Annotated in this window: 23 protein-coding genes and 1 tRNA gene; 15 read left to right on the top strand and 9 right to left on the bottom strand. The window is 64.7% G+C overall.

Features of this window, described 5'->3' with window-relative positions; genetic code table 11:
• Positions 1–109: 109 nt before the first annotated feature.
• The gene (rfbD, locus tag CEY09_RS22945) at positions 110–1018 is read right to left on the bottom strand and encodes a dTDP-4-dehydrorhamnose reductase (RefSeq protein ID WP_088590388.1); all 909 of its coding nucleotides are present in this window, start codon (positions 1016–1018) and stop codon (positions 110–112) included.
• Between the two features lie 187 nt (positions 1019–1205).
• Here rfbD and CEY09_RS22940 point away from each other — a divergent pair, with 187 nt between their 5' ends.
• The gene (locus CEY09_RS22940; RefSeq protein WP_234818376.1) at positions 1206–1952 is read left to right on the top strand and encodes a response regulator; all 747 of its coding nucleotides are present in this window, start codon (positions 1206–1208) and stop codon (positions 1950–1952) included.
• A 29-nt stretch (positions 1953–1981) separates the two neighbouring features.
• Here CEY09_RS22940 and hemN read toward each other — a convergent pair whose 3' ends face one another.
• Positions 1982–3412, bottom strand: coding sequence for an oxygen-independent coproporphyrinogen III oxidase (hemN, locus tag CEY09_RS22935; protein ID WP_175216771.1), 1431 nt, complete (start codon positions 3410–3412; stop codon positions 1982–1984).
• A 126-nt stretch (positions 3413–3538) separates the two neighbouring features.
• On the opposite strand from hemN, the gene CEY09_RS22930 reads away from it, so the two are divergent.
• Positions 3539–3805 (top strand): hypothetical protein, encoded by a 267-nt coding sequence (locus tag CEY09_RS22930; RefSeq protein WP_088590386.1) that lies wholly within the window; start codon positions 3539–3541, stop codon positions 3803–3805.
• 10 nt (positions 3806–3815) lie between these two features.
• Here the strand turns inward: CEY09_RS22930 and CEY09_RS22925 are convergent, their stop codons facing one another.
• Positions 3816–5285, bottom strand: coding sequence for a glycosyltransferase family 39 protein (locus CEY09_RS22925; protein ID WP_167390147.1), 1470 nt, complete (start codon positions 5283–5285; stop codon positions 3816–3818).
• 300 nt (positions 5286–5585) lie between these two features.
• Here CEY09_RS22925 and CEY09_RS22920 point away from each other — a divergent pair, with 300 nt between their 5' ends.
• The 9 genes from CEY09_RS22920 to CEY09_RS22880 all read left to right on the top strand — a co-directional run bounded on the left by CEY09_RS22920 (position 5586) and on the right by CEY09_RS22880 (position 15224).
• Positions 5586–6329, top strand: a complete 744-nt coding sequence (locus CEY09_RS22920) for a FadR/GntR family transcriptional regulator (RefSeq protein WP_088590384.1) — start codon at positions 5586–5588, stop codon at positions 6327–6329.
• Complete coding sequence (locus CEY09_RS22915; RefSeq protein WP_088590383.1) at positions 6326–7570, top strand: Zn-dependent hydrolase; 1245 nt, start codon at positions 6326–6328, stop codon at positions 7568–7570. The genes CEY09_RS22920 and CEY09_RS22915 overlap by 4 nt, the downstream gene beginning before the upstream one ends.
• Before the next feature lie 187 nt (positions 7571–7757).
• Positions 7758–9332 (top strand): ABC transporter substrate-binding protein, encoded by a 1575-nt coding sequence (locus CEY09_RS22910; RefSeq protein ID WP_088590382.1) that lies wholly within the window; start codon positions 7758–7760, stop codon positions 9330–9332.
• A 101-nt stretch (positions 9333–9433) separates the two neighbouring features.
• Positions 9434–10441: an ABC transporter permease gene (locus CEY09_RS22905; protein ID WP_006226975.1), complete on the top strand. Its 1008-nt coding sequence runs from the start codon at positions 9434–9436 to the stop codon at positions 10439–10441.
• A complete protein-coding gene (locus CEY09_RS22900; RefSeq protein ID WP_006226976.1) occupies positions 10438–11277 on the top strand; it encodes an ABC transporter permease in 840 nt (279 codons plus the stop codon). The genes CEY09_RS22905 and CEY09_RS22900 overlap by 4 nt, the downstream gene beginning before the upstream one ends.
• 9 nt (positions 11278–11286) lie before the next feature.
• Positions 11287–12918 (top strand): ABC transporter ATP-binding protein, encoded by a 1632-nt coding sequence (locus CEY09_RS22895; protein ID WP_006226977.1) that lies wholly within the window; start codon positions 11287–11289, stop codon positions 12916–12918.
• Between the two features lie 36 nt (positions 12919–12954).
• Complete coding sequence (locus tag CEY09_RS22890; RefSeq protein WP_167390146.1) at positions 12955–13245, top strand: cupin domain-containing protein; 291 nt, start codon at positions 12955–12957, stop codon at positions 13243–13245.
• A 19-nt stretch (positions 13246–13264) separates the two neighbouring features.
• A complete protein-coding gene (locus tag CEY09_RS22885) occupies positions 13265–14329 on the top strand; it encodes a histone deacetylase family protein (protein WP_088590380.1) in 1065 nt (354 codons plus the stop codon).
• Between the two features lies 1 nt (position 14330).
• Positions 14331–15224, top strand: a complete 894-nt coding sequence (locus CEY09_RS22880) for a DMT family transporter (RefSeq protein WP_088590379.1) — start codon at positions 14331–14333, stop codon at positions 15222–15224.
• A 9-nt stretch (positions 15225–15233) separates the two neighbouring features.
• Here the strand turns inward: CEY09_RS22880 and gntR are convergent, their stop codons facing one another.
• Complete coding sequence (gene gntR, locus CEY09_RS22875) at positions 15234–16259, bottom strand: HTH-type transcriptional regulator GntR (protein ID WP_088590378.1); 1026 nt, start codon at positions 16257–16259, stop codon at positions 15234–15236.
• Between the two features lie 131 nt (positions 16260–16390).
• On the opposite strand from gntR, the gene CEY09_RS22870 reads away from it, so the two are divergent.
• The 4 genes from CEY09_RS22870 to CEY09_RS22855 all read left to right on the top strand — a co-directional run bounded on the left by CEY09_RS22870 (position 16391) and on the right by CEY09_RS22855 (position 21137).
• Positions 16391–16933 (top strand): TRAP transporter small permease, encoded by a 543-nt coding sequence (locus tag CEY09_RS22870; protein WP_088590377.1) that lies wholly within the window; start codon positions 16391–16393, stop codon positions 16931–16933.
• 64 nt (positions 16934–16997) lie between these two features.
• A complete protein-coding gene (locus tag CEY09_RS22865) occupies positions 16998–18278 on the top strand; it encodes a TRAP transporter large permease (RefSeq protein ID WP_088590376.1) in 1281 nt (426 codons plus the stop codon).
• Positions 18279–18308: 30 nt separating this feature from the next.
• Positions 18309–19325, top strand: coding sequence for a TRAP transporter substrate-binding protein (locus CEY09_RS22860; protein ID WP_088590375.1), 1017 nt, complete (start codon positions 18309–18311; stop codon positions 19323–19325).
• A gap of 30 nt (positions 19326–19355) precedes the next feature.
• On the top strand, positions 19356–21137 hold the full coding sequence (locus tag CEY09_RS22855; RefSeq protein WP_088590374.1) for an IlvD/Edd family dehydratase: 1782 nt from the start codon (positions 19356–19358) through the stop codon (positions 21135–21137).
• Here CEY09_RS22855 and CEY09_RS22850 read toward each other — a convergent pair.
• The 5 genes from CEY09_RS22850 to CEY09_RS22830 all read right to left on the bottom strand — a co-directional run bounded on the left by CEY09_RS22850 (position 21100) and on the right by CEY09_RS22830 (position 24629).
• Positions 21100–22086, bottom strand: a complete 987-nt coding sequence (locus CEY09_RS22850) for an alpha/beta hydrolase (protein WP_167390145.1) — start codon at positions 22084–22086, stop codon at positions 21100–21102. The two genes, CEY09_RS22855 and CEY09_RS22850, sit on opposite strands and share 38 nt — an antisense overlap.
• A 191-nt stretch (positions 22087–22277) precedes the next feature.
• Positions 22278–22643, bottom strand: a complete 366-nt coding sequence (locus tag CEY09_RS22845) for a YbaN family protein (RefSeq protein ID WP_088590373.1) — start codon at positions 22641–22643, stop codon at positions 22278–22280.
• A 62-nt stretch (positions 22644–22705) separates the two neighbouring features.
• The gene (locus CEY09_RS22840) at positions 22706–23401 is read right to left on the bottom strand and encodes a tetratricopeptide repeat protein (RefSeq protein WP_088590372.1); all 696 of its coding nucleotides are present in this window, start codon (positions 23399–23401) and stop codon (positions 22706–22708) included.
• Between the two features lie 341 nt (positions 23402–23742).
• Positions 23743–23819: transfer RNA gene (locus CEY09_RS22835), tRNA-Val, on the bottom strand.
• 132 nt (positions 23820–23951) lie between these two features.
• On the bottom strand, positions 23952–24629 hold the full coding sequence (locus tag CEY09_RS22830) for a phosphoribosylanthranilate isomerase (protein ID WP_088590371.1): 678 nt from the start codon (positions 24627–24629) through the stop codon (positions 23952–23954).
• Between the last annotated feature and the right edge of the window lie 62 nt (positions 24630–24691).

Genomic DNA, 24691 nt, shown 5'->3' with positions numbered 1-24691 from the left:
GCGGAGCAAGTGTTGCGCAATCGGGATCAACGGATCAATTGCGTTTATCGTTGCCGATTGTAGCACCATTTGTGTCCTTTCCGTGGCGTAAGCGAGACAAACCGCCCGGTCACGCCAGGTTGCGGCTGCCTGCCATGGCTGCCAGCGCGTGCCGGACGCCCTCCTGCCACGGCGGCGCGTGTATCCCGAATCGCTGCGCCAGCAGGCCGGTATCCAGACAAGAGTTCAAGGGCCTGCGCGGCGTGGACGGGTACTGGCTGGACGGGACCGGCTGGATATCGGCCGGCACCAGCGTGACGGGCAGCCCTGCCATCCGGGCTTGCTCGGCCACGTAGCAGGCGTATTCGTGCCAGGTGGCCTGGCCCGCGGCCGCCAGGTGGTACAGCCCGAACGGGAACCCCGCCACCCCGCCCAGGTAGCGCGCTACCGCCAGCGCCGTCACGTCGGCGATGAACGCGGCGCCTGTCGGCGCGCCGCGCTGATCGCTGACGACGCGCAACGGCTCAGGCTGGCGCAGCGCCATCAGCATGGATCTCAGGAAGCTGTTGCCGAACACGCCATAGATCCACGACGTGCGGAACACCAGATGATCCGCGTTCATGGCCTGGACAGCACGCTCACCCGCCAGCTTGCTGCGGCCATAGGCATTCAGCGGCGCCGGTACGTCGGTCTCGACGTAGGGATCTTGCTTCTCGCCGTCGAACACGTAATCAGAGGAGTAGTGGACGATAAGCGCGCCCCGGCTTGCGGCCAACGCGGCAAGCTCGCCCGCCGCTTCGGCGTTGATCCGCATGGCGCGCACCACGTCCTCCTCGGCGCGTTCGACCGAGGTCAGCGCGGCGGCATTGACGATAACGTCAGGCTTTTCACGGCGCACCACTCGCGCCAGCTGCAGGGGATAGGTCAAGTCGCACTCGCTCCTGCCCACCGCCGCCACATTGCCCAGGGGCGCAAGGCTGCGCCTGAGTTCAAAGCCCAACTGGCCATCCCGACCTAAAACCAGAATCTTCTTGGGCATACGTACGCTCTTTGTCAGGCCAAGGGTGCAACAGTCTGATTTTGGCGCGTTTCCCATCCGAACAACCGTAGGGAAACGTAATCTGCCTTCGCAAATTTCAGACAACCCGCGACGCGTGCTTAGGATTTCGCCCACAACCGGATGAAACCACCACCAGCGTTCCCTTTTACCGGCCTATGGGGCATCGATGAAACCTGTTTCAACGCCTGGAAGCGTGGCGTCATTCTTTTCAGTCCCCGCGCGCGGCGGCGACGCCGATGATCGCCCTCCGGGTGCACGCCGGCATCTGCTGCTGTCGCGCCCTCCCCCCTCCATCCGGGTCGCCGTGCTGGATGACCACCCCGTCGTGACGCTGGGCGTGGCCGCCCACCTGGAAAGCCGGCCGGGATTCCGGGTCGTGCATCGGGAAACGTCGGCGCGCGCCCTATTGGAAAAACTGAGCCATGCGCCCTGTGACGTCGCCCTGATCGATTTCTACCTGCCCCAGGAGCCCTGGGACGGCGTCAACTACCTGCGGCGCCTGCGCCGCTACCACCCCAACCTGGCGATCATCACGTTTTCAGCCGGCAACCTTCACGAAACCCAATACGCCGCATTCCGCGCGGGCGCCAATGGCTACCTGGCCAAGCAGTGGGGCATGGCTTTCCTGGCGGACATGATCCGCGGCGTGCTGAACGGCAGGGATCCCTTCCTGACAGTGGTCGAAGGCAAGGTCCGCCCGCTTCAGCCCACGCACCCGCATGCGCTGTTGACCACGTCCGAAGTCGAAATCCTGCGCCATATCCGCCAGGGGCTTTCGGTGACGCAGATCGCGGTCCGGCTCATGCGCAGCAAAAAGACGGTCAGCACGCACAAGCGCCGCGCCATGCGCAAACTGCGGCTGGCAGACGACCTGTCGCTGGCGCTGTACCTGCGCGAGAAGTTCGCCGAATGACCCCGGAGCTGCGCGGCCCCCTGCCTTGGTCAGATGATGCGGGAATAGCTGGCGCTGGTGGTGACGCTGCGCAGATAGCCATCGAAAGCCATGGCGACCGCGCGCACGAAATACCAGCCCAGACCGGTTACCTGGACCTCGGTGGAACGCAGATTCACCAGGCCCAATTCCGCCAGATTGGCCATTTGCAGCAATTCGCGGCCGAAGTAGTCGCCAAAGCGCAAGCCATGGCGCGCTTCGATCCGCGCGAAATCCACGCGGCCCTGGCACATGATGTCCATGATGACCTCCCGCCGGACCAGGTCGTCGGCATTGAGCGCCAGCCCCCGCTCGACCGCGAAATCACCGGATTCAATGGCGGCGTAGTACTCGTCAAGCACTTTGGCGTTTTGGCTGTAGGTGTTGCCGATGCGGCCGATGGCCGATACGCCCAGCGCCACCAGATCGCGGTCGGGCTGCGTGCTGTATCCCTGGAAATTCCGGTGCAGTTCGCCCCGCTGCTTGGCAATCGCCAGCGCGTCCGTGTTCAACGCGAAATGATCCATGCCGATGTACGTGTAGCCCTGCTGCAAAAAGCCGTCGATGGCCGAGCTGAGCAGACCGACGCGGGTGGCGCGGTCGGGCAGATCGGCTTCATTGATGCGGCGTTGCGGCTTGAAGCGTTCCGGCAGATGCGCATAGGCGTACAGCGCGATGCGGTCGGGCCGCAGCGTCACCACTTGCGCGATTGTGCGCGCGAACGATTCGGTGGTCTGCAAGGGCAGCCCGTAGATCAAGTCCACGTTGACCGAGTCGTAGCCCAGGGTTCTGGCGCTTTGCATCAGCGCCCGCACGTCCTCGAAAGACTGCACGCGGTGCACCGCCACCTGCACCCGTTGGTCGAAGTCCTGCACCCCAAAACTCAGCCGGTTGAAGCCCAGTTGGCGCAAATGGGCCAAACGCGCGGGCGTGGCCGTGCGTGGATCGACTTCGATGGAAATCTCGGCGTCCGCTTCAAACCGGAAGCCCGCCCGCAGGTCTTGCATCAGGCGGGTCAGTTCATCGTCGGACAGGAAGGTCGGGGTGCCGCCGCCAAAATGCAGTTGCGACACCGGAACACCCGCACCGAGTTCCCGGACGTGCAACGCGATGTCTTGCGCCAGCGCGTCCAGATAGCGGGCGGCGCGTTCGTGGTGACGCGTCACCACCTTGTTACAGGCACAGTAGTAACAGACCGAGTCGCAGAATGGGATGTGGACGTACAACGACAGGGGCTCGTCCGGGCTGGTTGCGCGCCGCTGCTGCAGCGCCTGCCGGTAATCCTGCTTGCCGAATCCGGCGTGATAGCGATCAGCCGTGGGGTAAGAGGTGTATCGCGGCCCGTTCTTGTCCAGCCTTGCCAGCAACTGGGGCGGGAAAAAGGGCTCGGCGGCGGCGGTGGCCGGAGGTTCTGAAACGAGTGGGCGTAGGGCGGCTTGCATACCCTGGATTATTCGCCTGTGTCGCCCTGCCCACCTTGATCTTGCGCAAACCGCGCCACCGGCACCTGCGCGGGCGGTCTGGCCCTTAAAATGCGTCAATCACGATGCAGAACAAGGACACACCTCATGGGCACTGAACTGGAAGGCCGCTTGCTGGCCATGCGCCAGGCGTTGGCGATTGCCATCGCCCTTTCCACCCGCAGCAGCCCCCAGGCGACCGACATGGCGCTGGAACTGCTGGACGACCTGAAAGCCAACCTGGATAAGACGCCGTCTGACAGCCCGTTCGAAAAGCCGGAATGGGTCGTGGGTGCGCACGACGAACTGGACGGCATTGCCCGCCTGGTGCGCGCCTTCACGCAAACGCCAGAGCCGGACGCCGACCCGCAGTAGCCCCCTGGCCCTACGCGCCGCAGGCCGCCGCCGGTGGCAACACCCGCCAGTACAGGCCGGGAAAATCGACGCCAACGGGATCAAAGCCCTCGGGGCGCGTGTTCAGGCTCAGTTCCAGCGCGCCGCATGCAGCCGCCAGCCCGGCGGGTACCCACGGGCTGTGGCGCGCCTGCCCGTCGATCAGCACCAGCGGCTGTTCGGGCAAGCGCAACGCCAGCGCGCCGGCTTCGGCCGGCGGCCCCGATATCACCCGTACCGGTCCGCCCAAGGCAAGCGTCGCCCGTTTGTGCAGGGTCTCCGCCAGCGCCTGGGAATCGAAATACCGCCAATCCGCCGGCCGCCGCGCCAGCCCCGCCCCCAAGGGCGAGGTCAATTCCATCCGCGCCATCAACGCCAACTGGATCAGCATGAAAGCCACCAAGGCTTCACGCGGCCTGACACGCCGCCACCCCACGCGACCCCGCAGCAGTTCCATTACGGCCGGCACCGCAAACAGCAGATACGGCGTTCCCCAATGCAGCTGGATGTGGGAACCAGTGGCCAGTGTCATCACACTGACGAAGACGAGCGGCGTGAAGCCGAAGGCGAGCAACAGCGCACGGCCCGCGTCGACCGGCGCCACGGCGGGCGCGACGACGCTAGCCGGCGCGGATCGCCTGCGCCGCGCCCGCATCCAGAACACCCCCAGCAGCACCCAAGCGGGCATGGCACGGTTGAGCATCTGATCGCCCCACCACCGCGCCACCTCTTGCGCGCGGGCCGGCCAGGACAGGCTGGCCGCCAGCGACGAGGTCATGGCATAGCCCAAGGATTCGAAATCGTTTGCCGCCAACCAGATCAGATGGGGCGAAAACACGGCTAAGGCCGTCAACCCGGCCACCTGCAGGCCGAACACCTGCATCGGATCGCGCCAGCCCCGTTGGCTTAGCCAGAAGACCAGTACAGCCACGCCCGCCACCACGATCTGGTATTTGGCCAAAGCGCCCAGTCCCAGGCAGATGCCCAACACGATCCACCAGCCGATGCGGCGCGTGGCGTAGGCCTTCCAGCAAGCCATCGCGCAGCCCACCGCCAATGGGATCAGCACGATCTCGTGGTTATAGAAGTACAGCCGGCCGTTGTAGAAGGTGACGCACAGGCCGGCCAGCAAGGCAACCATCGCGTAGGCGCGGCCGCGCAGTTCGCGCAGCAGGCACCAGAGCAAGGCAAAGGCCCCCAAGGTGCACAGCGCCCCCGCAAAATACGTCGCCCACGCCGACCACCCCAGCACGCGCACCAATGGCCACAGCAACCACGTCGGCAACGGCGGATGCTTGTAGTAGCCCCATTCCAGGCTGCGCACCCAAGTCAATTGCTCGATGTTGTCGGTCGGCGGCGCCAGCGCTCCCCGGTCAAGCAGCGGCAGCCACAACAAGGCGAACACCAGCAGCCCCGCCACAATCCCCCACCGCTCCATCCGGGCCGACCGCACTGCACGCATCCCCACCCGCATCTCCCCCGCCACCGTCCGGTGGACCACCTTGCTCGCCCGACATTGGGCGGGGGAATTATGAATTTGCGCGACGCGGCAAGGCCGGGGGTTTTGTTCGCCAATTGTTGAAAAACTGTAAAGCGGCGCCGGCCGCCAGGCAGCTCCCTAACTGGCCTGACCACTTGATAGGAAGACGTGTATTCCCTCTGATCGTTTTCCCTGAATCTTCAAGATTTCCCTTCTATTTCAATATCGACATGCCTATATTGGTGGCCTGACCACCAGGCCATTTTGATCGCCAAACCCGTCATGAGTTCGTTCCAGGCCGTCGCCGCCACCCGTCTGTACCGCATGATCGCCGACCAGATCGCCGGCCGCATCCGGGCGGGCGATTTCCCCCGCGGCGCGCGCCTGCCGTCCGAACGCGAATTGGCGGAACAATTGCAAGTCAGCAGGGCGTCGATCCGCGAAGCCTTGATCGCGCTGGAAATCGAGGGCTATGTGGAAGTGCGCGTCGGGTCGGGGGTGTTCGTCACCATCGCCCCCGACGGTGCCGGGTTCCCGTCGCCCGGCGGCCCGTCCCCTTCCGGCACCGCCGATCGCGACGACATCGGCCCCTTCGACCTGCTTGAAGCCCGCATGCTGATCGAACCGGATTGCGCCGCGCTAGCCGCCCACCAGGCCACGCCCGCCCAGATCGCCGCCATCCGCGACGCGCATGCGGACATGTCCCTGACCGACTCCCCCGGCCGCCACGACCGCGAATTCCACAGCGCCATCGCCGCGGCATGCGGCAATGCGGCGCTGGCTTCCGCAGTGGCCCATCTATGGAACCTGAGCCAGGCCAGTCCGGTGTATAGCCGCATGCAGGACTACTTCGTCACCACGCAGGCCTGGGCGGCGGCCCATACCGAACATCAGCGCATCCTCAACGCCATCGTGGCACGGGATCCGATCCGCGCGCGCCACGCCATGCACACGCACCTGCTGGGCATCCTGGCGCGCCTGCGCGAAGACTTCGATTCATTCACCGACCTTCGAGGCAATCCATGACATCGTCTTCCCTTTCCATCAACGGCAATCGGCTATGGCAATCATTGATGGATCTGGCACAGATCGGCGCTACGTCCAAGGGCGGCAACTGCCGCCTGGCATTGACCGCCCTGGATGGCCAGGGCCGCGACCTGGTGACGGGATGGATGCGCGACGCCGGCCTTACCGTGCGGGTGGACCAGGTGGGCAACATCTTCGCGCGCCGCGCTGGGCGCAACAACGAGCTTGCGCCCGTCATGACGGGCAGCCACATCGACACGCAGCCCACGGGCGGCAAGTTCGACGGCTGTTACGGCGTGCTGGCCGGCCTTGAAGTCATGCGCACGTTGAACGATGCGGGCATCGACACCGAAGCGCCGCTGGAATTGGCCATCTGGACCAACGAGGAAGGCTCGCGCTTCGTGCCCGTCATGATGGGTTCGGGCGTATTCGCGGGCAAGTTCCCGCTGGAAACAGCGCTGTCGGCCCGCGATGCGCAAGGAATTTCCGTGCGCGATGAATTGCAGGCCATCGGCTACGCGGGCGCCGATCCCGTTGGCGGGCGGCCGGTCGACGCGTACTTCGAAGCGCATATCGAGCAGGGCCCGATCCTGGAGCACGAAGAGAAAGTCGTCGGCGTGGTGACGGGCTCATTGGGCCTGCGCTGGTACGACATCACGGTGACGGGCATGGAAATGCATGCGGGACCCACCCCGATGGCGATCCGGCGCGACGCCCTGTTCGCCGCCAGCTTCCTGGTGCAGGCCGTGATCAACATCGCGAACGCGCACCAGCCGCGGGGGCGCGGCACGGTCGGCGAAATCCACGCGTATCCGGGCTCGCGCAACGTCATCCCCGGCCAGGTCCGGTTCACGGCAGACTTGCGCCACGAAGATGAAGCGACGCTGACGCGCATGGATCAGGAATGGCGCCGCGTCTGCGACGACATCGCCGTGGCGCACGGCGTGCAGGTCGACCTGAAAGACGTGCAGTACTTCCGCCCCACGCCCTTTGATCCCGATCTGGTGGACAAGGTGCGCCAGGGCGCTGCCCGTCGCAGCCTGCCCGCCATGAACATCGTGACGGGCGCGGGACACGACGCCGTCTACATGGCCGCGGTGGCACCCACGGCCATGATCTTCGTGCCCTGCAAGGACGGCATCAGCCACAACGAGATTGAAGACGCGCAGCCCGAGCATCTGGAAGCCGGCTGCAACGTCCTGCTTGACGCCATGGTGGCGCGCGCCAACGCCGCGCGCTAGCACCGCCGATTTCGCCGCAATGGTGCGCGGCCGCCTTACCCAGCACCTGTATGAAGCACGGTTGTAGCGGCTTCACCCGTAGTACCCCTGAGAAATGCAGGTGGCACGAGGTTTGCTTGTTATTTGCCCGGCATCCGCCGCGCAACGGCGGTCACCTGTCAGTCCCTTTCCAGCCCGGAGGCTCGCAGTGAAATCGAAGAAATGGTTCTCCCTCAGCATCGGCGCATTGGTCCTTGCGGCCGCGCTGCCCGCCACGCAAGCCCTGGCCCAGACCAAGGGCGGTACCTTGAACATGATCGTTCAGCCGGAGCCGCCCGTGATCGTCACGGCCATCAACCAGCAGGGCCCCACGCAATTCGTCGCGGGCAAGATCTACGAAAGCCTGCTGACCTACTCCACCGACTTGAAGCCGCAGCCGGGCTTGGCCAAATCCTGGGAAGCCGCGGCCGACGGCCTGACCTACACCTTCCATCTGCAAGACAACGTCAAGTGGCATGACGGCAAGCCGTTCACGTCTGAAGACGTCGTGTTCTCGCTGGCGGACATGCTGCCCAAGACGCATGCGCGCGCCCGCGTCATCCTGAACAAGTTCGTCGAGTCGGTTCAGGCGCCCGACGCGAAGACTGTCGTCGTCAAACTGAAGACGCCCTTCCCGGCGTTCATGCTGATGTTCGAACCCGGCTTTGCGCCGATGATGCCGAAGCACCTCTACGCCGGCACCGACTACATGACCAATCCGGCGAACCAGAAGCCGGTGGGCACGGGCCCCTTCATGTTCAAGGAATGGAAGCGCGGCGAATACATCAAACTGACGCGCAACCCCGACTACTGGAAGCCGGGCATGCCGTACCTGGACGAACTGGTGTTCAACGTGATTCCCGATGCGGCCTCGCGCGCGGTGGCGTTCGAGCGCGGCAGCGTGGACGTACTGCGTGGCGGCGACGTGGACAACGTCGACATCAAGCGCTTGCGCGCCTTGCCCAAGGTGGAATACACCACGGCCGGCTGGGAGATGTTCTCGCCGCAGGCCTACCTGATCTTCAACATGCGCAAGCCGCCGTTCGACAATCTGAAGGTTCGCCAGGCGGTCATGGCGGCAATGAACCGCAACATGGTCGTCAACAACATCTTCTTCGGCCTGGGCAAGGTGTCGACGAGCCCCTTCGTGACGACCGAGATGTTCTATGACAAGAACATGCCACCCATGCCGTTCGACATGAAGAAGGCGCGCGCGCTGATCAAGGAATCGGGCATCAAGCCGGAGGACTACACGATCCGCCAGCTGAGCTTCCCGTACGGATCCACGTGGGACCGGCTGGGCGAATACACCAAGCAGGCGCTGGAGCAATTGGGCTTCAAGGTCAATCTGGAATCGACGGACGCAGGCGGCTGGGCGAGTCGCACGGGCAACTGGGATTTCGACATGACGACGACCTTCACCTACCAGTACGGCGACCCCGCGCTGGGCGTGCAGCGCCTGTACATCACGTCGAACATCGTCAAGGGTTCGCCGTTCGCCAACGTGCAGGGCTACAGCAACCCCGAGACCGACAAGCAGTGGGAGGCCGCGGCCTCTGAAGTCGATCCGGCCAAGCGCCAGGAGCTCTACACCAAGCTGCAGACGACGCTGGTCAACGATGTGGCCAACGGCTTCCTGGTGGACATGGAATTCCCCACCCTGTATCGCGCCAATGTGAAGAACCTGGTCAAGACCGCCATCGGGCTTAACGAGTCGTTCGACGACGTGTACATCGAGAAGTAAGCGCAGCAAGACGCCGCCGCGGAACCCCCGCGGCGGCAGAGCCCGGCCGCGCGAAGGGCGTTGCACAGGCAGCCCGCGCCCGTCCAGAGAGGACCCAGAGCATGAAATTCCTGTCTTTCCTTGTTTCCCGCATCGGCAAGGCCCTGGTGGTCGTGCTGGGCGTGGTGATCATCAATTTCTTCCTGATCCGCCTGGCGCCCGGCGATCCTGCCGCCGTGCTGGCCGGCCAGGCCGGCGCGGGCGACGCCGCCTATGTGGACCAGTTGCGCGTGGCCTTCGGTTTGGACAAGCCGATCCTGACGCAGCTGATGCTGTACCTGAAGGGCGTGGTCCAGCTGGACCTGGGCTTTTCCTACCGCAACCACGTGCCCGTGCTGGACCTGATCGTGGAGCGCCTGCCGGCGACTTTCCTGCTGATGTCCTGCGCCTTCGTATTCTCCATTGTGCTGGGCGTGTTCCTGGGCGTGGTCGCCGCCAAGGCCCGCTATCGCAACAAGCGCCGCTGGATCGACAGCTCGGTCATGACGGGCGCGCTGTTGCTGTACGCCACGCCGCTGTTCTGGCTGTCGCTGATGGGCATCCTGCTGTTTTCGGTCGTGCTGGGCTGGTTGCCCGCCTTCGGCATGGAAACCGTGGGTTCCGGGCTGACCGGCCTGGCGCGCGCGGCGGACATCGCTCAGCACCTGGTCCTGCCCACGATCACCCTGGGCTGCTTCTTCATGGCCGTGTATGTGCGCCTGACGCGCGCATCGATGCTGGAAGTCATCGGGATGGATTTCGTGAAGACGGCGCGCGCCAAGGGTGTCAGCCCCAGCCGCGTGATCCGCACCCATGTGCTGCGCAACGCGCTGCTGCCCGTCATCACCTTCGCCGGCATCCAGCTGGGCCAGATGGCCGGTGGCGCGGTGCTGACCGAAACCGTGTTCGCCTGGCCCGGCATCGGCCGCCTGATGTTCGATGCCCTGCTGCAACGCGACTACCAGTTGCTGCTGGGCATTTTTCTCGTCACTTCCATCATGGTGGTGGTGTTCAACCTGCTGACCGACGTGCTGTACCGCCTGATCGACCCCCGCATCGGCGCCGGTGCGCAGCAAGGAGCCGCCGCATGAAGTCATTCGCCCAACGGTACATGCGCAACTACGGCGCGGTGGCCGGCCTGATCATCATGCTGATCGTGGTCGTCGTGGCGCTGGCCGCCCCCCTGCTGTACGAGGAATCCCCCTGGATGATGGTGGCGGACCCGCTGATCCCCCCCTTCACCAACGCCGACTATCCCTTCGGCACCGACATGCTGGGCCGCGACATCACGGCCGGCCTGGTCTGGGGCGCCCGGGTGTCGCTGATGGTTGGCCTGCTGTCGACGGCCGTGGCCCTGCTCTTCGGGATTCTGGTGGGGTCGGTCGCGGGCTATTGCGGCGGCCGCGTCGACGATGCGCTGATGCGTTTCACCGAATTCTTCCAGACCATTCCGCAACTGGCGATGGCGGTGGTGCTGGTGGCCATCCTGAGCCCGTCTGTCTATTCCATCATGGGCGCGATCGCCATCGTGTCGTGGCCCCCGGCCGCACGCCTGGTGCGGTCGGAGTTCATGACGCTGAAGCAGCGCGAGTTCGTGCAGGCGGCCATCGTCATCGGCCAGACGCCCGCGCGCATCGTCAGCACGCAGATCCTGCCCAACGCCATGTCGCCCATCATCGTGTCGGCATCGTTCATGGTGGCGACCGCCATCCTGACGGAGTCGTCGCTGTCCTTCCTGGGACTGGGCGACCGCAACCTGATGAGCTGGGGCTTCATGATCGGCGCCGCGCGCACGATGATCCGAGAAGCCTGGTGGATGAGCGTCTGGCCCGGCGTGGCGATCCTGCTGACCGTGCTGGCCATCAACCTGATCGGCGAAGGCTTGAACGACGCCCTCAACCCGCAGCTGCGCAAGCGCGGCGAATAGGAGGCCGACATGACCGAAGCCACGCCCCTGTTGTCCATCCAGAACCTCAGCATCGCCCTGCCCCGCGGCGGCGACCGCCCGTTTGCCGTCCAGGACGTCTCCTACGACATCCGAGCCGGCGAGATCCTGTGCATCGTCGGGGAGTCCGGTTCGGGCAAGTCCATGAGCGCCAACGCCATCATGGGTCTCTTGCCCGACTACCTGACGCCGCAGCAAGGCCGCATCCTGTTCCGCGGCAAAGACCTGCTGCAGCAAGACGAAGCCACCCTGCAGGCCATGCGCGGCAAAGACATGGCAATGATCTTCCAGGAGCCCCTGTCGGCCCTGAACCCGCTGATGACCGTGGGCGACCAGATCAGCGAAGTCATGCGCGTGCACAACGCCTACCCGGGCGCCGAACGTTTGAAGCGCACGCTGGAGCTGCTGGCCTTCGTGGGCTTGCCAGATCCAGCCACGCTTTATCACGTCTATCCGTTCCGCCTGTCCGGCGGCCAGCGGCAACGCGTGATGATCGCGATGGCGTTGGCGCTGGAGCCGGCGCTGCTGATCGCCGACGAGCCAACGACCGCGCTGGACGTCACCACCCAGGCGCAGATCCTGGCGCTGATCGCCCGCATCCAGAAGGAAAAAGGCATGGGCGTGATGTTCGTCACGCATGACTTCGGCGTGGTGGCCGAAATCGCCCACCGCGTCGCCGTCATGGAAAAAGGCGTGCTGGTGGAACAGGGCCCCGCCGACGACGTGCTGAACCGCCCGCGCCACCCCTATACCCAGCGCCTGATCGCGGCCGTGCCGCACCGGCGCGGCGAAGAACGCGTCGCCACCGCGGACGACAAACCCGTGCTGGAAGTGAAGGACCTGAAGAAGACCTACGTGATCGGCCATGGCTGGCTGGGCGGCAAGCGCGAAGTGCACGCGGTGGATGGCGTGAGCTTTGCCGTGCGCCGCGGCGAGACGCTCGGTATCGTGGGCGAATCCGGATCGGGCAAATCCACCATCGGCAAATGCCTGCTGAAGCTGGTGGGCATCAACGGCGGCCAGCTGATCTTCAACGGGCAGGACATTGCCACGATGTCGGAGTCGCGCTTCAGGCCCATGCGTCACGACATCCAGATGATCTTCCAGGATCCGTTCGCATCGCTCAACCCCCGCCATACGGTCGGGCGCATCATCAGCGACGGGCCTGTCGCCAACGGCGTGCCTCGGGCGCAAGCCGAAGCCCGCGTGCGCGAACTGCTGTCGCTGGTGGGCCTGGACCCGTCCGCGTTCGACCGCTATCCCAACCAGTTCTCGGGCGGCCAGCGGCAGCGCATCGGCATTGCCCGCGCGCTGGCCCTTGAACCCAAGGTGCTGGTGGCCGATGAATCCGTATCGGCGCTGGACGTGTCCGTGCAGGCCCAGGTGCTGCAACTGCTGCACGATCTGCAGCAACGCCTGAAGATCGCGTTGGTGTTCATCACCCACGATCTGCGCGTCGCGGCCCAGATCTGCAATTCGGTGCTGGTCATGCACCGCGGCAAGGTGGTGGAGTACGGTTCGCCCGCCCAGATCTTCGACAATCCGCAACACGCCTACACGCGGCAATTGATCGCCGCGGTGCCCGGCCAGCACTGGGACCCGACCCAGGCGACAATGGCCTGATTCACCGAACCGATGACAACACCAGGAGATACCACCGTGCAACGCCCCGCCGCCGTCCCCACCGTGCAGATCGACAACGACATGGTCACCGTCACCGAATGGCGCTTTCCGCCGGGCGGGGAAACCGGCTGGCACCGCCACGGCATGAACTACGTGGTGGTGCCGCAAACCACCGGCCCGCTGCTGCTGGACACGCCAGACGGCCAGATTACCAGCCAGCTCACTACCGGCATCGCCTACTATCGCCCCGTTGGCGTCGAGCACAACGTCATCAATCCCAGTGACACCGAATTCGTTTTCGTCGAGATCGAAATCAAGCAGGCTTGACGCGTCAGCGAGGACCATCATGAAGGCGTTTTTTTCCGAAGAGCAATTGCTGCACACCCCGCAGCAGTTCATGCGGCTGGGCCGCCTGAGCGCGCCCACCGACCTGCCGTCGCGGGCTGAAAGCCTGCAAGGCGCGCTGGCGTCCCGGGGAATCAAGGTCGAAGCACCTGCCGACTACGGCCGCAAGCCGTTGGAAAGCATCCACAGCGCCGACTACCTGAACTACCTGGAAACAGCCTATGCCCGCTGGCAGTCGCTCAAGGCGCCCGGCGTGGACCCGGGCCCGGAAGTCCTGCCCAACCTTTCGCCGTACTACAACGGCCGCATCGAACAGGCGGGCCGCGGCCCCTGCCCGTCGCCATCCATTGTGGCGCAGACGGGCTACTACCTGAGCGACCTGTCCTGCCCCATAGGCCCCCAGACCTGGCGGTCGGCGCTGCGATCCACCCACAGCGCGGTCGCCGCCGCCGATCACGTGGCCAGCACCGGCGGCATGGCCTATGCCCTGTGCCGCCCGTCCGGCCATCATGCGCACCGCGACCGCGCCGGCGGCTTCTGCTACCTGAACAGCAGCGCCGCCGCGGCCAGCCGGCTGTTGCAGACCTGGTCCAAAGTGGCCGTGCTGGACGTAGACGCGCACCACGGCGACGGCACCCAGAACATCTTCTATCACCGGTCGGATGTGATGACCGTATCGTTGCATGCGGACCCCAGCGCCTACTACCCGTTCTACACGGGCTATGCGCAAGAGCGCGGGCAAGGCCAGGGAGAAGGCTACAACTTGAACCTGCCGCTGCCGCACGGTTCAGGCAACGATCCCTTCCTGGCCGCGCTGGATACGGCATTGACGGCGTTGCGCGGCTACGCGCCCGAAGCACTGGTGCTGGCCTTGGGCTTCGACACGTATAAAGACGACCCCATCAGCGTGCTGAAGCTCGACATCGACGCCTACCGCGACATCGGCGCGCGCGTCGCCAGCCTGGGCGTGCCCACCGTCGTCGTGCAGGAAGGCGGCTACATGGTGCAGGCGATCGGCCCGGCGTTGGACGCCTTCCTTCAAGGCATGGGACACTCCGCCCCCTGACATGTCCTCCATCCCCACCGCCGTCCTGCCCGCCTCTGCCTCCGCCCGCAACGCCGGCATCCTGCTGTTCTTCGCGGCGCTGGTTGCGTTCGCCACCTTCGACGCCGGATCCAAGCACATGCTGGAGCGCTACCCCGCGCCCTTCCTGAATGTGATGCGGTATCTGGCGGTGATCTTCCTGGCGATGGCGATGCTTTTCCGGCACGGCCGCGGCATGCGCCTGCGCGATGCGCCGGAAAAGCCCTTGCTGGTGCTGCGCGGCGTGATGCTGGCGACCGTGGCCTCGTGCTTCATGACTGCGCTGATCTGGATGCCGCTGTCCGAAGCCACGGCCATCTACTTCACGTCGCCATTGATCATGGTGGCGCTGTCGCCCTGGCTGCTTGGCGAACGCGTACGTCCCGTGCAGTGGGCAGCGGTGGCGGCCGGGTTCGCGGGCATGTTGCTGATCGTGCGGCCCGGTTCGGACTTGCCGCTGCTGGGTACCGTGCTGATGGCGGTGTCCGCCGTCAGCTATGCCATCTTCCAGGTGCTGACGCGCAAGCTGTCGGGCAAGGTCTCCGGTCCGGTGCAATACGCGTACACCGCAATTATCTGCCTGGTCGTCACGGCATTACCCGCCCCATTCTTCCTGCCCGACCCGTGGCCGGACCTGACCGATGCGGTGCTGATCATCGCCCTGGGTGCATGCAGCGGGTTGGCGCAGATCCTGCTGATTGCCGCGTTCCAACGCGTGTCGGCCGCCACGCTGGCCCCGCTGAACTACTTCCAATTGCTGCTGGCGGTGCTGTTCAGCACCTTCTGGTTCCAGCGCCCGCCAGACAGCCTGGCCTTGGCGGGCATGGCGCTCATCATGGCCGCCGGCGTCTTCCTGGCCATGCGCCGCGCGACGTGAACACGGGGCTTAGCTGGTTTCGCGCTGCACCAGCGTAAAGCCCAGGTCCACATGGCGCTCGGCGACCTCATCGCCCGCCAAATGCCGCATCAGCAAACCTGCGGCCGCCGCGCCGATCTCGTAGCGCGGCGTGGCGATCGTCGACAGGGGCGGCGTCGTCCAGGCCGTACCCGCCAGATCGTGGAAACCGATGATAGCCATCTGGCCCGGAACGCTCACGCCCAGGCGCCCGCACTGGAACACCGCGCCCTGCGCCAGGTCGTCATTGCAAAAAAAGACCGCATCGCAATCGGGATGGCGGTCGTGCAGGTCTTGCAGCAGCGACGCCCCCAGGCTGATGGACGATTTTTCGGGTGTCATGATTTCAAGCGCCGGATCATGGCAGCCCGCATCCCGCAACGCCTGCCTCGCGCCTTCGCAACGGCGCAGCGACCGCGGATCCAGTTGCGCGCCGACGATGCCGATGCGGCGGTGGCCGCGCTCGAGCAGGTGGCGAACCGCCGCGTACCCGGAGTCGAATTGCGAAAAACCCACGCTCATATCTTCGCCAGCCGGCAGGGTTTCAATCGTGTGCACTGTCGGTATCTGCTGCGCGCGCAGCAAGTCCCATACGCCCGGATTGTGGTCGATGCCGGTCAGAATCAGGCCGTCCGGCGAATGCTGCAGGTACTTCCGCAGCAGCGCCTCCTCTTCGTCGGGCGAGTATCCCGTCACACCGATCAGCATGTGATAGCCGTGGCGGTCCAGCACGTCCTTGATCCCCGTGATGATGTCCACGAACACCACATTGCTCAGCGACGGGATCAGCACCACGACGGTTTGCGAGCGCGCCGAGGCGAGCGCGCTGGCGGCGTGATTCGGCACGTAGCCCAGTTCGTGGCACACCCGGGCGATGCGCTGGCGCAGCGCCTCCGCCACCTTGTCCGGCGTGCGCAACGCGCGCGACACGGTAATGGCGCTGACGCCCACGCGGCGGGCGACATCCTGCATGGTGACGCGCCCGGCACGGGTGCTTCGGGGTTTACGGACGGACATTGGCCCTCGCGGCGGAGTCGGAAGCGCGTAGTCTGACGCAAAAAACGGGGGGTTGCCAAACCGAAAATGTTAGCGCTAACATCATCGAGAGCATAATTCAGAAAATTCCGGGAAACGGATAGGAGACAACAATGCAAGCTAGCCCTTCGGGCCGGCCGGGCGGCACGCCTTTGGCGCGCGCCGCCGACTGGTGTTTCGCCTTGCAGACCTGGCTGATGGTGGCCTGTCTGGTCGTCATGGTCGTGCTGCTGTTCGGCAATGTGGCCCTGCGCTACCTGTTCAATTCCGGCATCAACGCCTCCGACGAAGTCTCCCGGCTGGCGTTCGTCTGGATGATCTTCCTGGGCTCGGTGATCGCGCTGCGCGAGCACCAGCACATCGGTGTGACCATGCTGGTGGAACGCTTCGGGCCGGCCGCGCGCCGCGTGTCCCACGTGTTCTGCCAACTGCTGGTCCTGTGGGTGCTTTGGCTGATGGCCGAAGGCAGCTGGGTGCAGACCGTCATCGGCATGGACACCGTGCTGCCCGTCACGGGCATGCGCCTGGCGGTATTCAACTCGGCGGCGCTGTACGCGGCGGCGATCATGGGCATCCTGACGGTGATCGACCTGGTCCGGGTGCTGGCCGGGGGCCCCTTGCCGGCGGAATCCAGCCCTGAAGACCCGTTGGTCTGACGCCAAGCCTGCGCTGGCCTGACACGGCGCCGCCCCTTCCCCCCATCCCGCCCGGACACCCGCAATGATCCTGACCGTCTTCCTGCTTGTGCTGCTGGGGCTGATCGCCCTGGGCATGCCGATCGCGTTCGCCTTGCTGCTCAGCGCGCTGGCCATGATGTTCCAGCTGGACTTCTTCGACACCCAGATCCTGGCGCAGAACATGCTGTCAGGCGCCAACAGCTTCACCCTGATGGCGGTGCCGCTCTTCATGCTTGCTGGCGAATTGATGAACGCGGGCGGCATTTCGCGCCGCATCGTCAGCCTGGCCAACGCATTCGTCGGCCATATCCAGGGCGGCCTGGGCTATGTCGCCATCTTCGCCAGTGTGCTGCTGGCGTCGCTGTCGGGCTCGGCCGTCGCCGACGCCGCCGCACTCGGGTCGCTGCTGATCCCCATGCTGCGCGAAAAGGGCTATGACGCCGGCCAGGCCTCGGGGCTGATCGCCGCCGGCGGCATCATCGCGCCCATCATCCCGCCTTCGATCTCGTTCATTATTTTCGGCGTGGCGACCAACGTGTCGATCACCAAGCTGTTCTTCGCGGGCATCGCCCCCGGCCTGATGATGGGCCTGACGCTGATCGCCGTCTGGGCCTGGGTGGCGCGCAAGCATGGCAGCATCAAACCGTCGCCGCGCGTGCCGTGGCGCAGCCGCGTGAAGGCATTTCGCGAATCGCTATGGGCCCTGATGCTGCCCGTGATCATCATCGGCGGCTTGCGTGGCGGCATCTTCACGCCCACGGAAGCCGCTGTGGTGGCAGCGGTCTATGCGCTGCTGGTCAGCCTGTTCGTCTACCGCGAGATCGGCGTGCGCGACCTGGGCCGGCTGTTCGTCAACGCCGCGCGCACCACGGCCGTCGTCATGTTCCTGGTGGCAGCCGCCATGGTCTCGTCCTACATGATCACGCTGGCCGACATGCCGCAGGATCTGATCGCCCTGCTGGAACCGGTGATGGACCAGCCCAAGCTCCTGATGTTCGCCTTGCTGATCCTGTTGACGCTGGTGGGCACGGTCATGGACCTGACACCCACCATCCTGATCCTGGGCCCGGTGCTGATGCCCGTCGTCGTCAAAGCGGGCATCGACCCCGTCTATTTCGGCGTCATGTTCGTCATGGTGGGCAGCGTGGGGCTGTTGACCCCCCCGGTGGGCACGGTGCTCAACGTGGTCTGCGGCGTGGCCCGCATCAATATGGAAACCATCTGCAGGGGCGTGTGGCGCTACGTGGTGGCCTACACGGTCTTGCTGGTCCTGCTGGTGATCTTCCCTGAACTGATCACCGTACCCGCACGTTGGATGCACTAACGGCATAGAGAAACCCCAAGGAGGAGCACCATGATCACCCGATTCAAAACCCGTCTACTTGTGCTGGCGACCGCGCTGTCCTGCGCGGTTGCGGGCGTGGCCGCCGCGGCGGACGTCAAGCCCCGCCTGATCCGCTTCGGCTATGGCCTGAACGAAGAAAGCGTCCAGGGCCGCGCCGCGCGCTTCCTGGCGCAGGAACTGGAGAAAGTCAGCGGCGGAAAGCTCAAGATGAAGACCTTCGGCTCGGCCAACCTGGGGTCGGACGAACAGATGCAAGGCGCGCTGGCCGGCGGCGCCCAGGAAATGATGGTGGGCTCCACCGCCCCGCTGGCCGGCATGGTCAAGGAATTCGGCGTATTCGACCTGCCCTTCCTGTTCAACAGCGAAAAGGAAGCCGATGCGGTGCTGGACGGGCAGTTGGGCCAGGACTTGCTGAAAAAGCTGGAAGCCCGCGGCCTGGTCGGCCTGGTCTATTGGGAGAACGGCTTTCGCAACATGACGAATTCCAAGCGCCCCATCAGCCGCGCCGAAGACATGCAAGGCATCAAGCTGCGCGTCATGCAGAACCAGATTGCGCTTGGCGTCTTCAACACGCTGGGCGCAAACGCCGTCCCCATGCCGTTTTCCGAACTGTTCACCGCACTGGAAACCCGTACGGTCGACGGGCAGGAAAACCCGATCACCACCATCCAGAGCAGCAAGTTCTACGAAGTGCAGCCCTATCTGACGATCTCGCGCCACGTCTACACGCCCTGGGTGGTGCTGGCCTCCAAGAAGTGGTGGGACACTTTGTCGCCCGACGAGCAGAAGCTGATCCGCCAGGCCGCCGCCGCATCGCGCGACTTCGAACGCAAGGACAGCCGCGCCGACTCCGCCAAGGCCATGAAGACGCTTGAAGACGCCGGCATGAAGATCAATACGATCAGCCCCGAGGAAGTGGCCCGCATGCGGCAGAAGGTGCAGCCCGTCGTGGACAAGTACACGCAGGAACTCGGCCCCGAGCTCATCAAGCAGCTCAATGACGAGATCCAGAAGGCGCGCAACTAGCGCCGTCCAACCGAAGCGAAGCGAACCCCCATGTCTCAGACACCCCGCAAGTTGCGTAGCCAGAAATGGTTCGACGACCCCGCGCACGCCGATATGACGGCGATCTACGTCGAGCGCTATCTCAATTACGGCCTGACGCGGCAAGAGCTGCAATCCGGACGGCCGATCATCGGCATCGCCCAGACAGGCAGCGACCTGGCGCCCTGCAACCGCCATCACCTGGCGCTTGCCGAGCGCATCAAGGCGGGCATCCGGGACGCGGGCGGCATACCGATGGAATTCCCCGTGCATCCGCTGGCCGAACAAGGCCGGCGGCCCACGGCCGCGCTGGACCGCAACCTGGCTTATCTGGGCTTGGTCGAGATCCTGCATGGCTACCCCTTGGACGGGGTGGTGCTGACGACCGGATGCGACAAGACCACGCCCGCCTGCCTGATGGCGGCCGCCACCGTCGACCTGCCCGCCATCGTCTTGTCGGGCGGCCCCATGCTGGACGGCTGGCACGACGGCCAGCGCGTGGGTTCCGGCACCGTCATCTGGCACGCGCGCAACCTGATGGCGGCCGGCAAGCTGGACTACGAAGGCTTCATGACGCTGGCCACCGCGTCCTCGCCTTCTGTCGGCCACTGCAACACCATGGGCACGGCCCTGTCGATGAATTCACTGGCCGAAGCGCTGGGCATGTCGCTGCCCACCTGCGCCAGCATCCCCGCACCGTACCGAGAACGCGCCCAGATGGCCTACGCCACCGGCATGCGCATCTGCGACATGGTGCGTGAAGACCTGCGCCCTTCCCACATTCTGACCCGGCAAGCGTTCGAAAACGCCATCGTCGTGGCGTCCGCACTGGGCGCCTCCACCAACTGCCCGCCCCACCTCATCGCGATGGCCCGTCATGCCGGCATCGACCTGAGCCTGGACGACTGGCAACGTTTCGGCGAAGACGTGCCCTTGCTGGTCAACTGCGTACCAGCTGGCGAATATCTCGGCGAAGGCTTTCACCGTGCGGGCGGCGTGCCCGCCGTCATGCATGAATTGCTGGTCGCAGGGCGCCTGCACGCCGACTGCCCCACGGTGTCCGGCAAGACCATCGGCGACATCGCCGCCGCCGCCAAGACCCACGACGCCGACGTCATCCGCAGTTGCGCCGCGCCCCTGAAACACCGCGCGGGCTTCATCGTGCTGTCCGGAAATTTCTTCGACAGCGCCATCATCAAGATGTCTGTCGTGGGCGAAGCGTTCCGCCGCGCCTACCTGTCGGAGCCGGGATCGGAAAACGCTTTCGAAGCCCGCGCCATCGTGTTCGAAGGCCCCGAGGACTACCATGCCCGCATCGAAGACCCCGCGTTGAACATCGACGAGCACTGCATCCTGGTCATCCGCGGCGCAGGCACCGTGGGTTACCCGGGCAGCGCCGAGGTCGTCAACATGGCGCCGCCCTCGCACCTGATCAAACGCGGCATCGACTCCCTGCCCTGCCTGGGCGACGGCCGGCAAAGCGGCACTTCGGCCAGCCCCTCCATCCTGAACATGTCACCCGAAGCCGCGGTCGGCGGCGGCCTGGCGCTGCTGCGCACCGGCGACAAGATCCGCGTCGACCTGAATCAGCGCAGCGTGACCGCCTTGGTGGACGATGCGGAAATGGCCAGACGGAAACAGGAACCCGGCTACCAGGCGACGCCTTCACAAACCCCGTGGCAAGCGCTGTATCGGCAATTGGTCGGCCAATTGTCGACGGGAGGCTGCCTGGAACCGGCGACGCTTTACCTGAAGGTCATCGAGACGCGGGGCGATCCCCGGCATTCGCACTGAGCGGCCCGAAAAATCCGTTGAATGCAGCCCATTCGGTAAACAGGCCCGGCCACGCATGCACGCGCGTGCCGGGCTTGCCCAAGCCCCAGCCATGCTTGCCTTGGGGAAAAATATGCATCTCGGTCGGCACGCCCGCCGCGCGCAGCGCATTGAACATCAGCAGGCTGTTGTCCACGGGCGAGATTGGATCGTCCTGTGCCTGCGCCAGGAAGACGGGCGGCATTTGCGCCGTCACCAAATGGTCCACTGAAAACGCCGCGCTCTGTGCTGCCGTCGGGTGTTCGCCTACGATTTCCCGGCGCGCGTGCGTATGGTCGAACGGCGGCATGAAGGTCAGCACCGGGTAGATCAGCGCCGCAAAGTCGGGCCGGGATGACAGGCTGTCCGCCGCGTCCACCGGGGCGAATCGTGCCACGGCTGCCGTGGCTGCCGTGAACCCGGCCAAGTGTCCGCCCGCCGAAAACCCGATCACCCCAACGCGCCCGGTATCCAAGCCGTATCGCCCCGCCACCGAACGGATCAGGCGCATGGCGCGTTGTCCATCCTGCAGCGGCGCTTCAGCCGGCCAATGCTCGCCCGGCAACCGGTAGACCAGTTCAAACGCGGTCACGCCCTGGGCCTGCAGCCACAGGCAGGTCGGCGTGCTTTCCGAGCCGCGTTCGATGTGTGCATACCCGCCCCCGGCGATTACCAAAGCGGCGCTGCCATTGGGTTGCGGCGGCCGATAGACGATCAGGCGCGGCCGGGACACCTGCGTGACCGAGCCCTTGGCGCTGACCTTTTCCGGCCCATCGGGCCCCCGACCTTCAGGGGGCCGATTGCCCGGCCAAAGATCCAGGGTTTCCTGGGCAGTGGATTGACCTGCCGCCAGGGCGGACGAAGGGTTCGCCCACCCGAAAGCCGCACTGGACATTGCGGCAAATAGAAGTTCCCGACGCTTGTTCACCATGAATGATCCTTGCCGGCTGATGGCGCGACAGGAACGACGCGCGGCAACTTGAACAGCCTTGCTGCGGCCCATTACATCAGAGAAGCCGCGGATTCCGGCACTGGAATTCCGACGCAACGGTTTCGGCGCGTTACGCCTTGCGCCTGTCTTTCAGCCGCGTCTCAATCGCCTGAATATGCGCTAAATAGGGATCAGGATTTGGGCGCCGGACGGCTCAACACATACGCCGCGCTGGCGATGAAAAACAGGCCGACGCCCACGGCCAGTGGCCAGGATGGATGGGCGCTCCACCAGAACACCACGTAGCCGACGGCCATGCCCAGGCAGGCATAGGTCTTGCCCTTGCGCGACACCGCGCCCTGTTCGCGCCAGGTGCGCAACGCCGGTCCATAGGTAGGACTGTCCAGCAGCCACTTTTCCAAGCGCGGAGACGACCGCGAAAAGCAGGCCACGGCAAGAATCAGGAAAATCGTCGTCGGCATGACCGGCAGAAATGCGCCGATGACGCCCAATGCCAACATCACGCAGCCCAACGCCAACCACAGAGCTTTCATCATGATGGTCAGCAGAATATCGCAAATGCCGGGCTTGGACCGGGGTGATTGACGCAGCCCAAGGGCTACGACCGGGGCTCGGGCATTTTTGCGCGCAGCATGTCCATGAACTTTGGCCCCGGCGAGCCGCCGGCCGCGCGCGCCTTGACGACCATCGCCCAAGCCTGGTCGTATTGCCCCCGCCAGTAATAGGCCGTTGCCCAAGAGGAATACAGGTAGCCCTTGTTCGGCTCGACAGCTTCGCCTTTGCGGTACCACGCGTCTGACCGGGCGGTTGCCGCCACCCGGGCCTCGGGCGGCAACGTCTTGTCCTCCGCCGCGCAACGGGCCGCAATGCGCCCGGCATCCGCGTATATGCCCTGGAACGTGGGGGGATCATGGCTGATCGCCTGATCCATCATGCTCATGGCTTGGCAATACTTGCCTTGATCATGCAGAACCGCCGCAAAGCCCGTATACACCTCGGGATTATCTGGGTTCAGCAGCCATGCCTGATTGAAGCGACGCATGGCCATGCCAAGCTGGTCTGCCTGATAGAAGCGATATCCCTGCGAGACCCAGGCTTTTGAAGCATTGTCGGCAGAACCGAATGCCTGGGTGGCGTCGGCGATGAGTTTCTTGTCGCTTGCCTGCAGTTCGGCCGCCGCCGCCCGATCCATGCCGCCATACATCGGCAATTCATCGATACGCGGCTGCGCCGCTTTTTCCGGCGGCGGCTTGACCGCGCAGGCGGCCAGCAGCAGGCCGGGGATCAAGAGCATCGCCTTTAGAGATTTATGCATGGTTTGGCTGGGGTGGAGTCTATCCGGACCATATCAGATAAATTCCGGCATCGGGACGGGCGCGCTTTTTGCAGGGAATCCCCCGCATTGATACGCCTTTATGCCGCATGAAAATAATATGGGTCGTTCCCCATTCCGAATTGCAGCGACTGCGATCGGAAATATTTTTGGCACACAAAAGCTCGCGGAATATTCACGCTAGAAAACCCATACCCAAGCAACAGCCACGGTTTACATTCCGCGCTCCAATGCAAAAAGCCGCGAAGTCTAGGACTTTCGCGGCTTTTAAGACAGTGCTTGGCACTGCTTTGCAGGAATTCTGGTAGGCGGTATTGGGTTCGAACCAACGACCTCCACGATGTCAACGTGGCGCTCTAACCAACTGAGCTAACCGCCTGCAAAGAAGAAGAATTATATAGTGCTTTTTTGAACTGTGCAAATCGTCTTGAAGAACTTTTTGCTGTTTTCATTGCGTTTGAAGTTTTGCTTTTAAGCATGGGCGCTGGTGCTTGAAACCACCGCCAAAACCTCACCCGCGTGCACTACTTTTTCCCTTCAATTTCGTGTCCGCTGCATGTGCTGCATCAACGAAGAACGAGATTCTATCAGAACTTTTTATTCCTTGCTCGACTTCGACGCCACTACTGACATCGACCCCCCAGGGCCGTACCAACTCGATGGCCTGGCCGACGTTTTCGCCGTTCAATCCGCCCGACAGGATCAACGGCCGCGACACCGGATCGGCACGCACTTCATCCAGCAAGGCATAGTCGAATCCGTGGCCGCTGCCTCCGTATCCGGCGCTGTAGCTGTCGAACAGCCACCCCGCCGCCTCGCCATAGGCGCGGCAGCTGGCAGCCAGGTCTTCCGCGGTGTCCAGGCCCGGCGCGCCCGCGCGGAACGCGCGCAGGAAACGGTGGCCGTAGCGGCCGCAATCTTGCGGCGTCTCGTCGCCATGAAACTGCAGCAGTTCGGGGCCGACCTGATCCAGCACGGCCTGCACGTCAGCGGGGTCCGGATTCACGAACAGCGCCACGACGTCCACGAACGCCGGCACCGTGCGGCGCAGTTGCGCAGCCCGCGTCGGCGTCAGGCAGCGCTTGCTCTTGGCGTAGAAGACAAAACCGATCGCATCGACGCCCGCCGACACGGCGGCTTCGATGTCTTGTTCGCGGGTCAATCCGCAGATCTTGATGCGTGTGCGCATGAAACTCATCACTTATGTCGCCCAACGCGACGTGCCGGTTCAGTATATCCGGCGCGCCGCGT

The organism is Achromobacter marplatensis (genome assembly GCF_002209535.1).
Lineage (GTDB): Bacteria > Pseudomonadota > Gammaproteobacteria > Burkholderiales > Burkholderiaceae_B > Achromobacter > Achromobacter marplatensis.
The sequence above is the reverse complement of the archived record's forward strand: the minus strand, read 5'-3'. Positions and strand labels throughout refer to the sequence as shown.

Excerpts from the sequence above, each read along its gene's own strand:
- rfbD (WP_088590388.1), bottom strand. The coding sequence starts at position 1,018 with ATGCCCAAGAAGATTCTGGTTTTAGGTCGGGATGGCCAGTTGGGCTTT.
- CEY09_RS22940 (WP_234818376.1), top strand. The coding sequence starts at position 1,206 with ATGAAACCTGTTTCAACGCCTGGAAGCGTGGCGTCATTCTTTTCAGTC.
- hemN (WP_175216771.1), bottom strand. The coding sequence starts at position 3,412 with ATGCAAGCCGCCCTACGCCCACTCGTTTCAGAACCTCCGGCCACCGCC.
- CEY09_RS22930 (WP_088590386.1), top strand. The coding sequence starts at position 3,539 with ATGGGCACTGAACTGGAAGGCCGCTTGCTGGCCATGCGCCAGGCGTTG.
- CEY09_RS22925 (WP_167390147.1), bottom strand. The coding sequence starts at position 5,285 with ATGCGTGCAGTGCGGTCGGCCCGGATGGAGCGGTGGGGGATTGTGGCG.
- CEY09_RS22920 (WP_088590384.1), top strand. The coding sequence starts at position 5,586 with ATGAGTTCGTTCCAGGCCGTCGCCGCCACCCGTCTGTACCGCATGATC.
- CEY09_RS22915 (WP_088590383.1), top strand. The coding sequence starts at position 6,326 with ATGACATCGTCTTCCCTTTCCATCAACGGCAATCGGCTATGGCAATCA.
- CEY09_RS22905 (WP_006226975.1), top strand. The coding sequence starts at position 9,434 with ATGAAATTCCTGTCTTTCCTTGTTTCCCGCATCGGCAAGGCCCTGGTG.
- CEY09_RS22900 (WP_006226976.1), top strand. The coding sequence starts at position 10,438 with ATGAAGTCATTCGCCCAACGGTACATGCGCAACTACGGCGCGGTGGCC.
- CEY09_RS22895 (WP_006226977.1), top strand. The coding sequence starts at position 11,287 with ATGACCGAAGCCACGCCCCTGTTGTCCATCCAGAACCTCAGCATCGCC.
- CEY09_RS22885 (WP_088590380.1), top strand. The coding sequence starts at position 13,265 with ATGAAGGCGTTTTTTTCCGAAGAGCAATTGCTGCACACCCCGCAGCAG.
- CEY09_RS22880 (WP_088590379.1), top strand. The coding sequence starts at position 14,331 with ATGTCCTCCATCCCCACCGCCGTCCTGCCCGCCTCTGCCTCCGCCCGC.
- gntR (WP_088590378.1), bottom strand. The coding sequence starts at position 16,259 with ATGTCCGTCCGTAAACCCCGAAGCACCCGTGCCGGGCGCGTCACCATG.
- CEY09_RS22870 (WP_088590377.1), top strand. The coding sequence starts at position 16,391 with ATGCAAGCTAGCCCTTCGGGCCGGCCGGGCGGCACGCCTTTGGCGCGC.
- CEY09_RS22865 (WP_088590376.1), top strand. The coding sequence starts at position 16,998 with ATGATCCTGACCGTCTTCCTGCTTGTGCTGCTGGGGCTGATCGCCCTG.
- CEY09_RS22860 (WP_088590375.1), top strand. The coding sequence starts at position 18,309 with ATGATCACCCGATTCAAAACCCGTCTACTTGTGCTGGCGACCGCGCTG.
- CEY09_RS22855 (WP_088590374.1), top strand. The coding sequence starts at position 19,356 with ATGTCTCAGACACCCCGCAAGTTGCGTAGCCAGAAATGGTTCGACGAC.
- CEY09_RS22850 (WP_167390145.1), bottom strand. The coding sequence starts at position 22,086 with ATGGTGAACAAGCGTCGGGAACTTCTATTTGCCGCAATGTCCAGTGCG.
- CEY09_RS22845 (WP_088590373.1), bottom strand. The coding sequence starts at position 22,643 with ATGATGAAAGCTCTGTGGTTGGCGTTGGGCTGCGTGATGTTGGCATTG.
- CEY09_RS22840 (WP_088590372.1), bottom strand. The coding sequence starts at position 23,401 with ATGCTCTTGATCCCCGGCCTGCTGCTGGCCGCCTGCGCGGTCAAGCCG.
- CEY09_RS22830 (WP_088590371.1), bottom strand. The coding sequence starts at position 24,629 with ATGCGCACACGCATCAAGATCTGCGGATTGACCCGCGAACAAGACATC.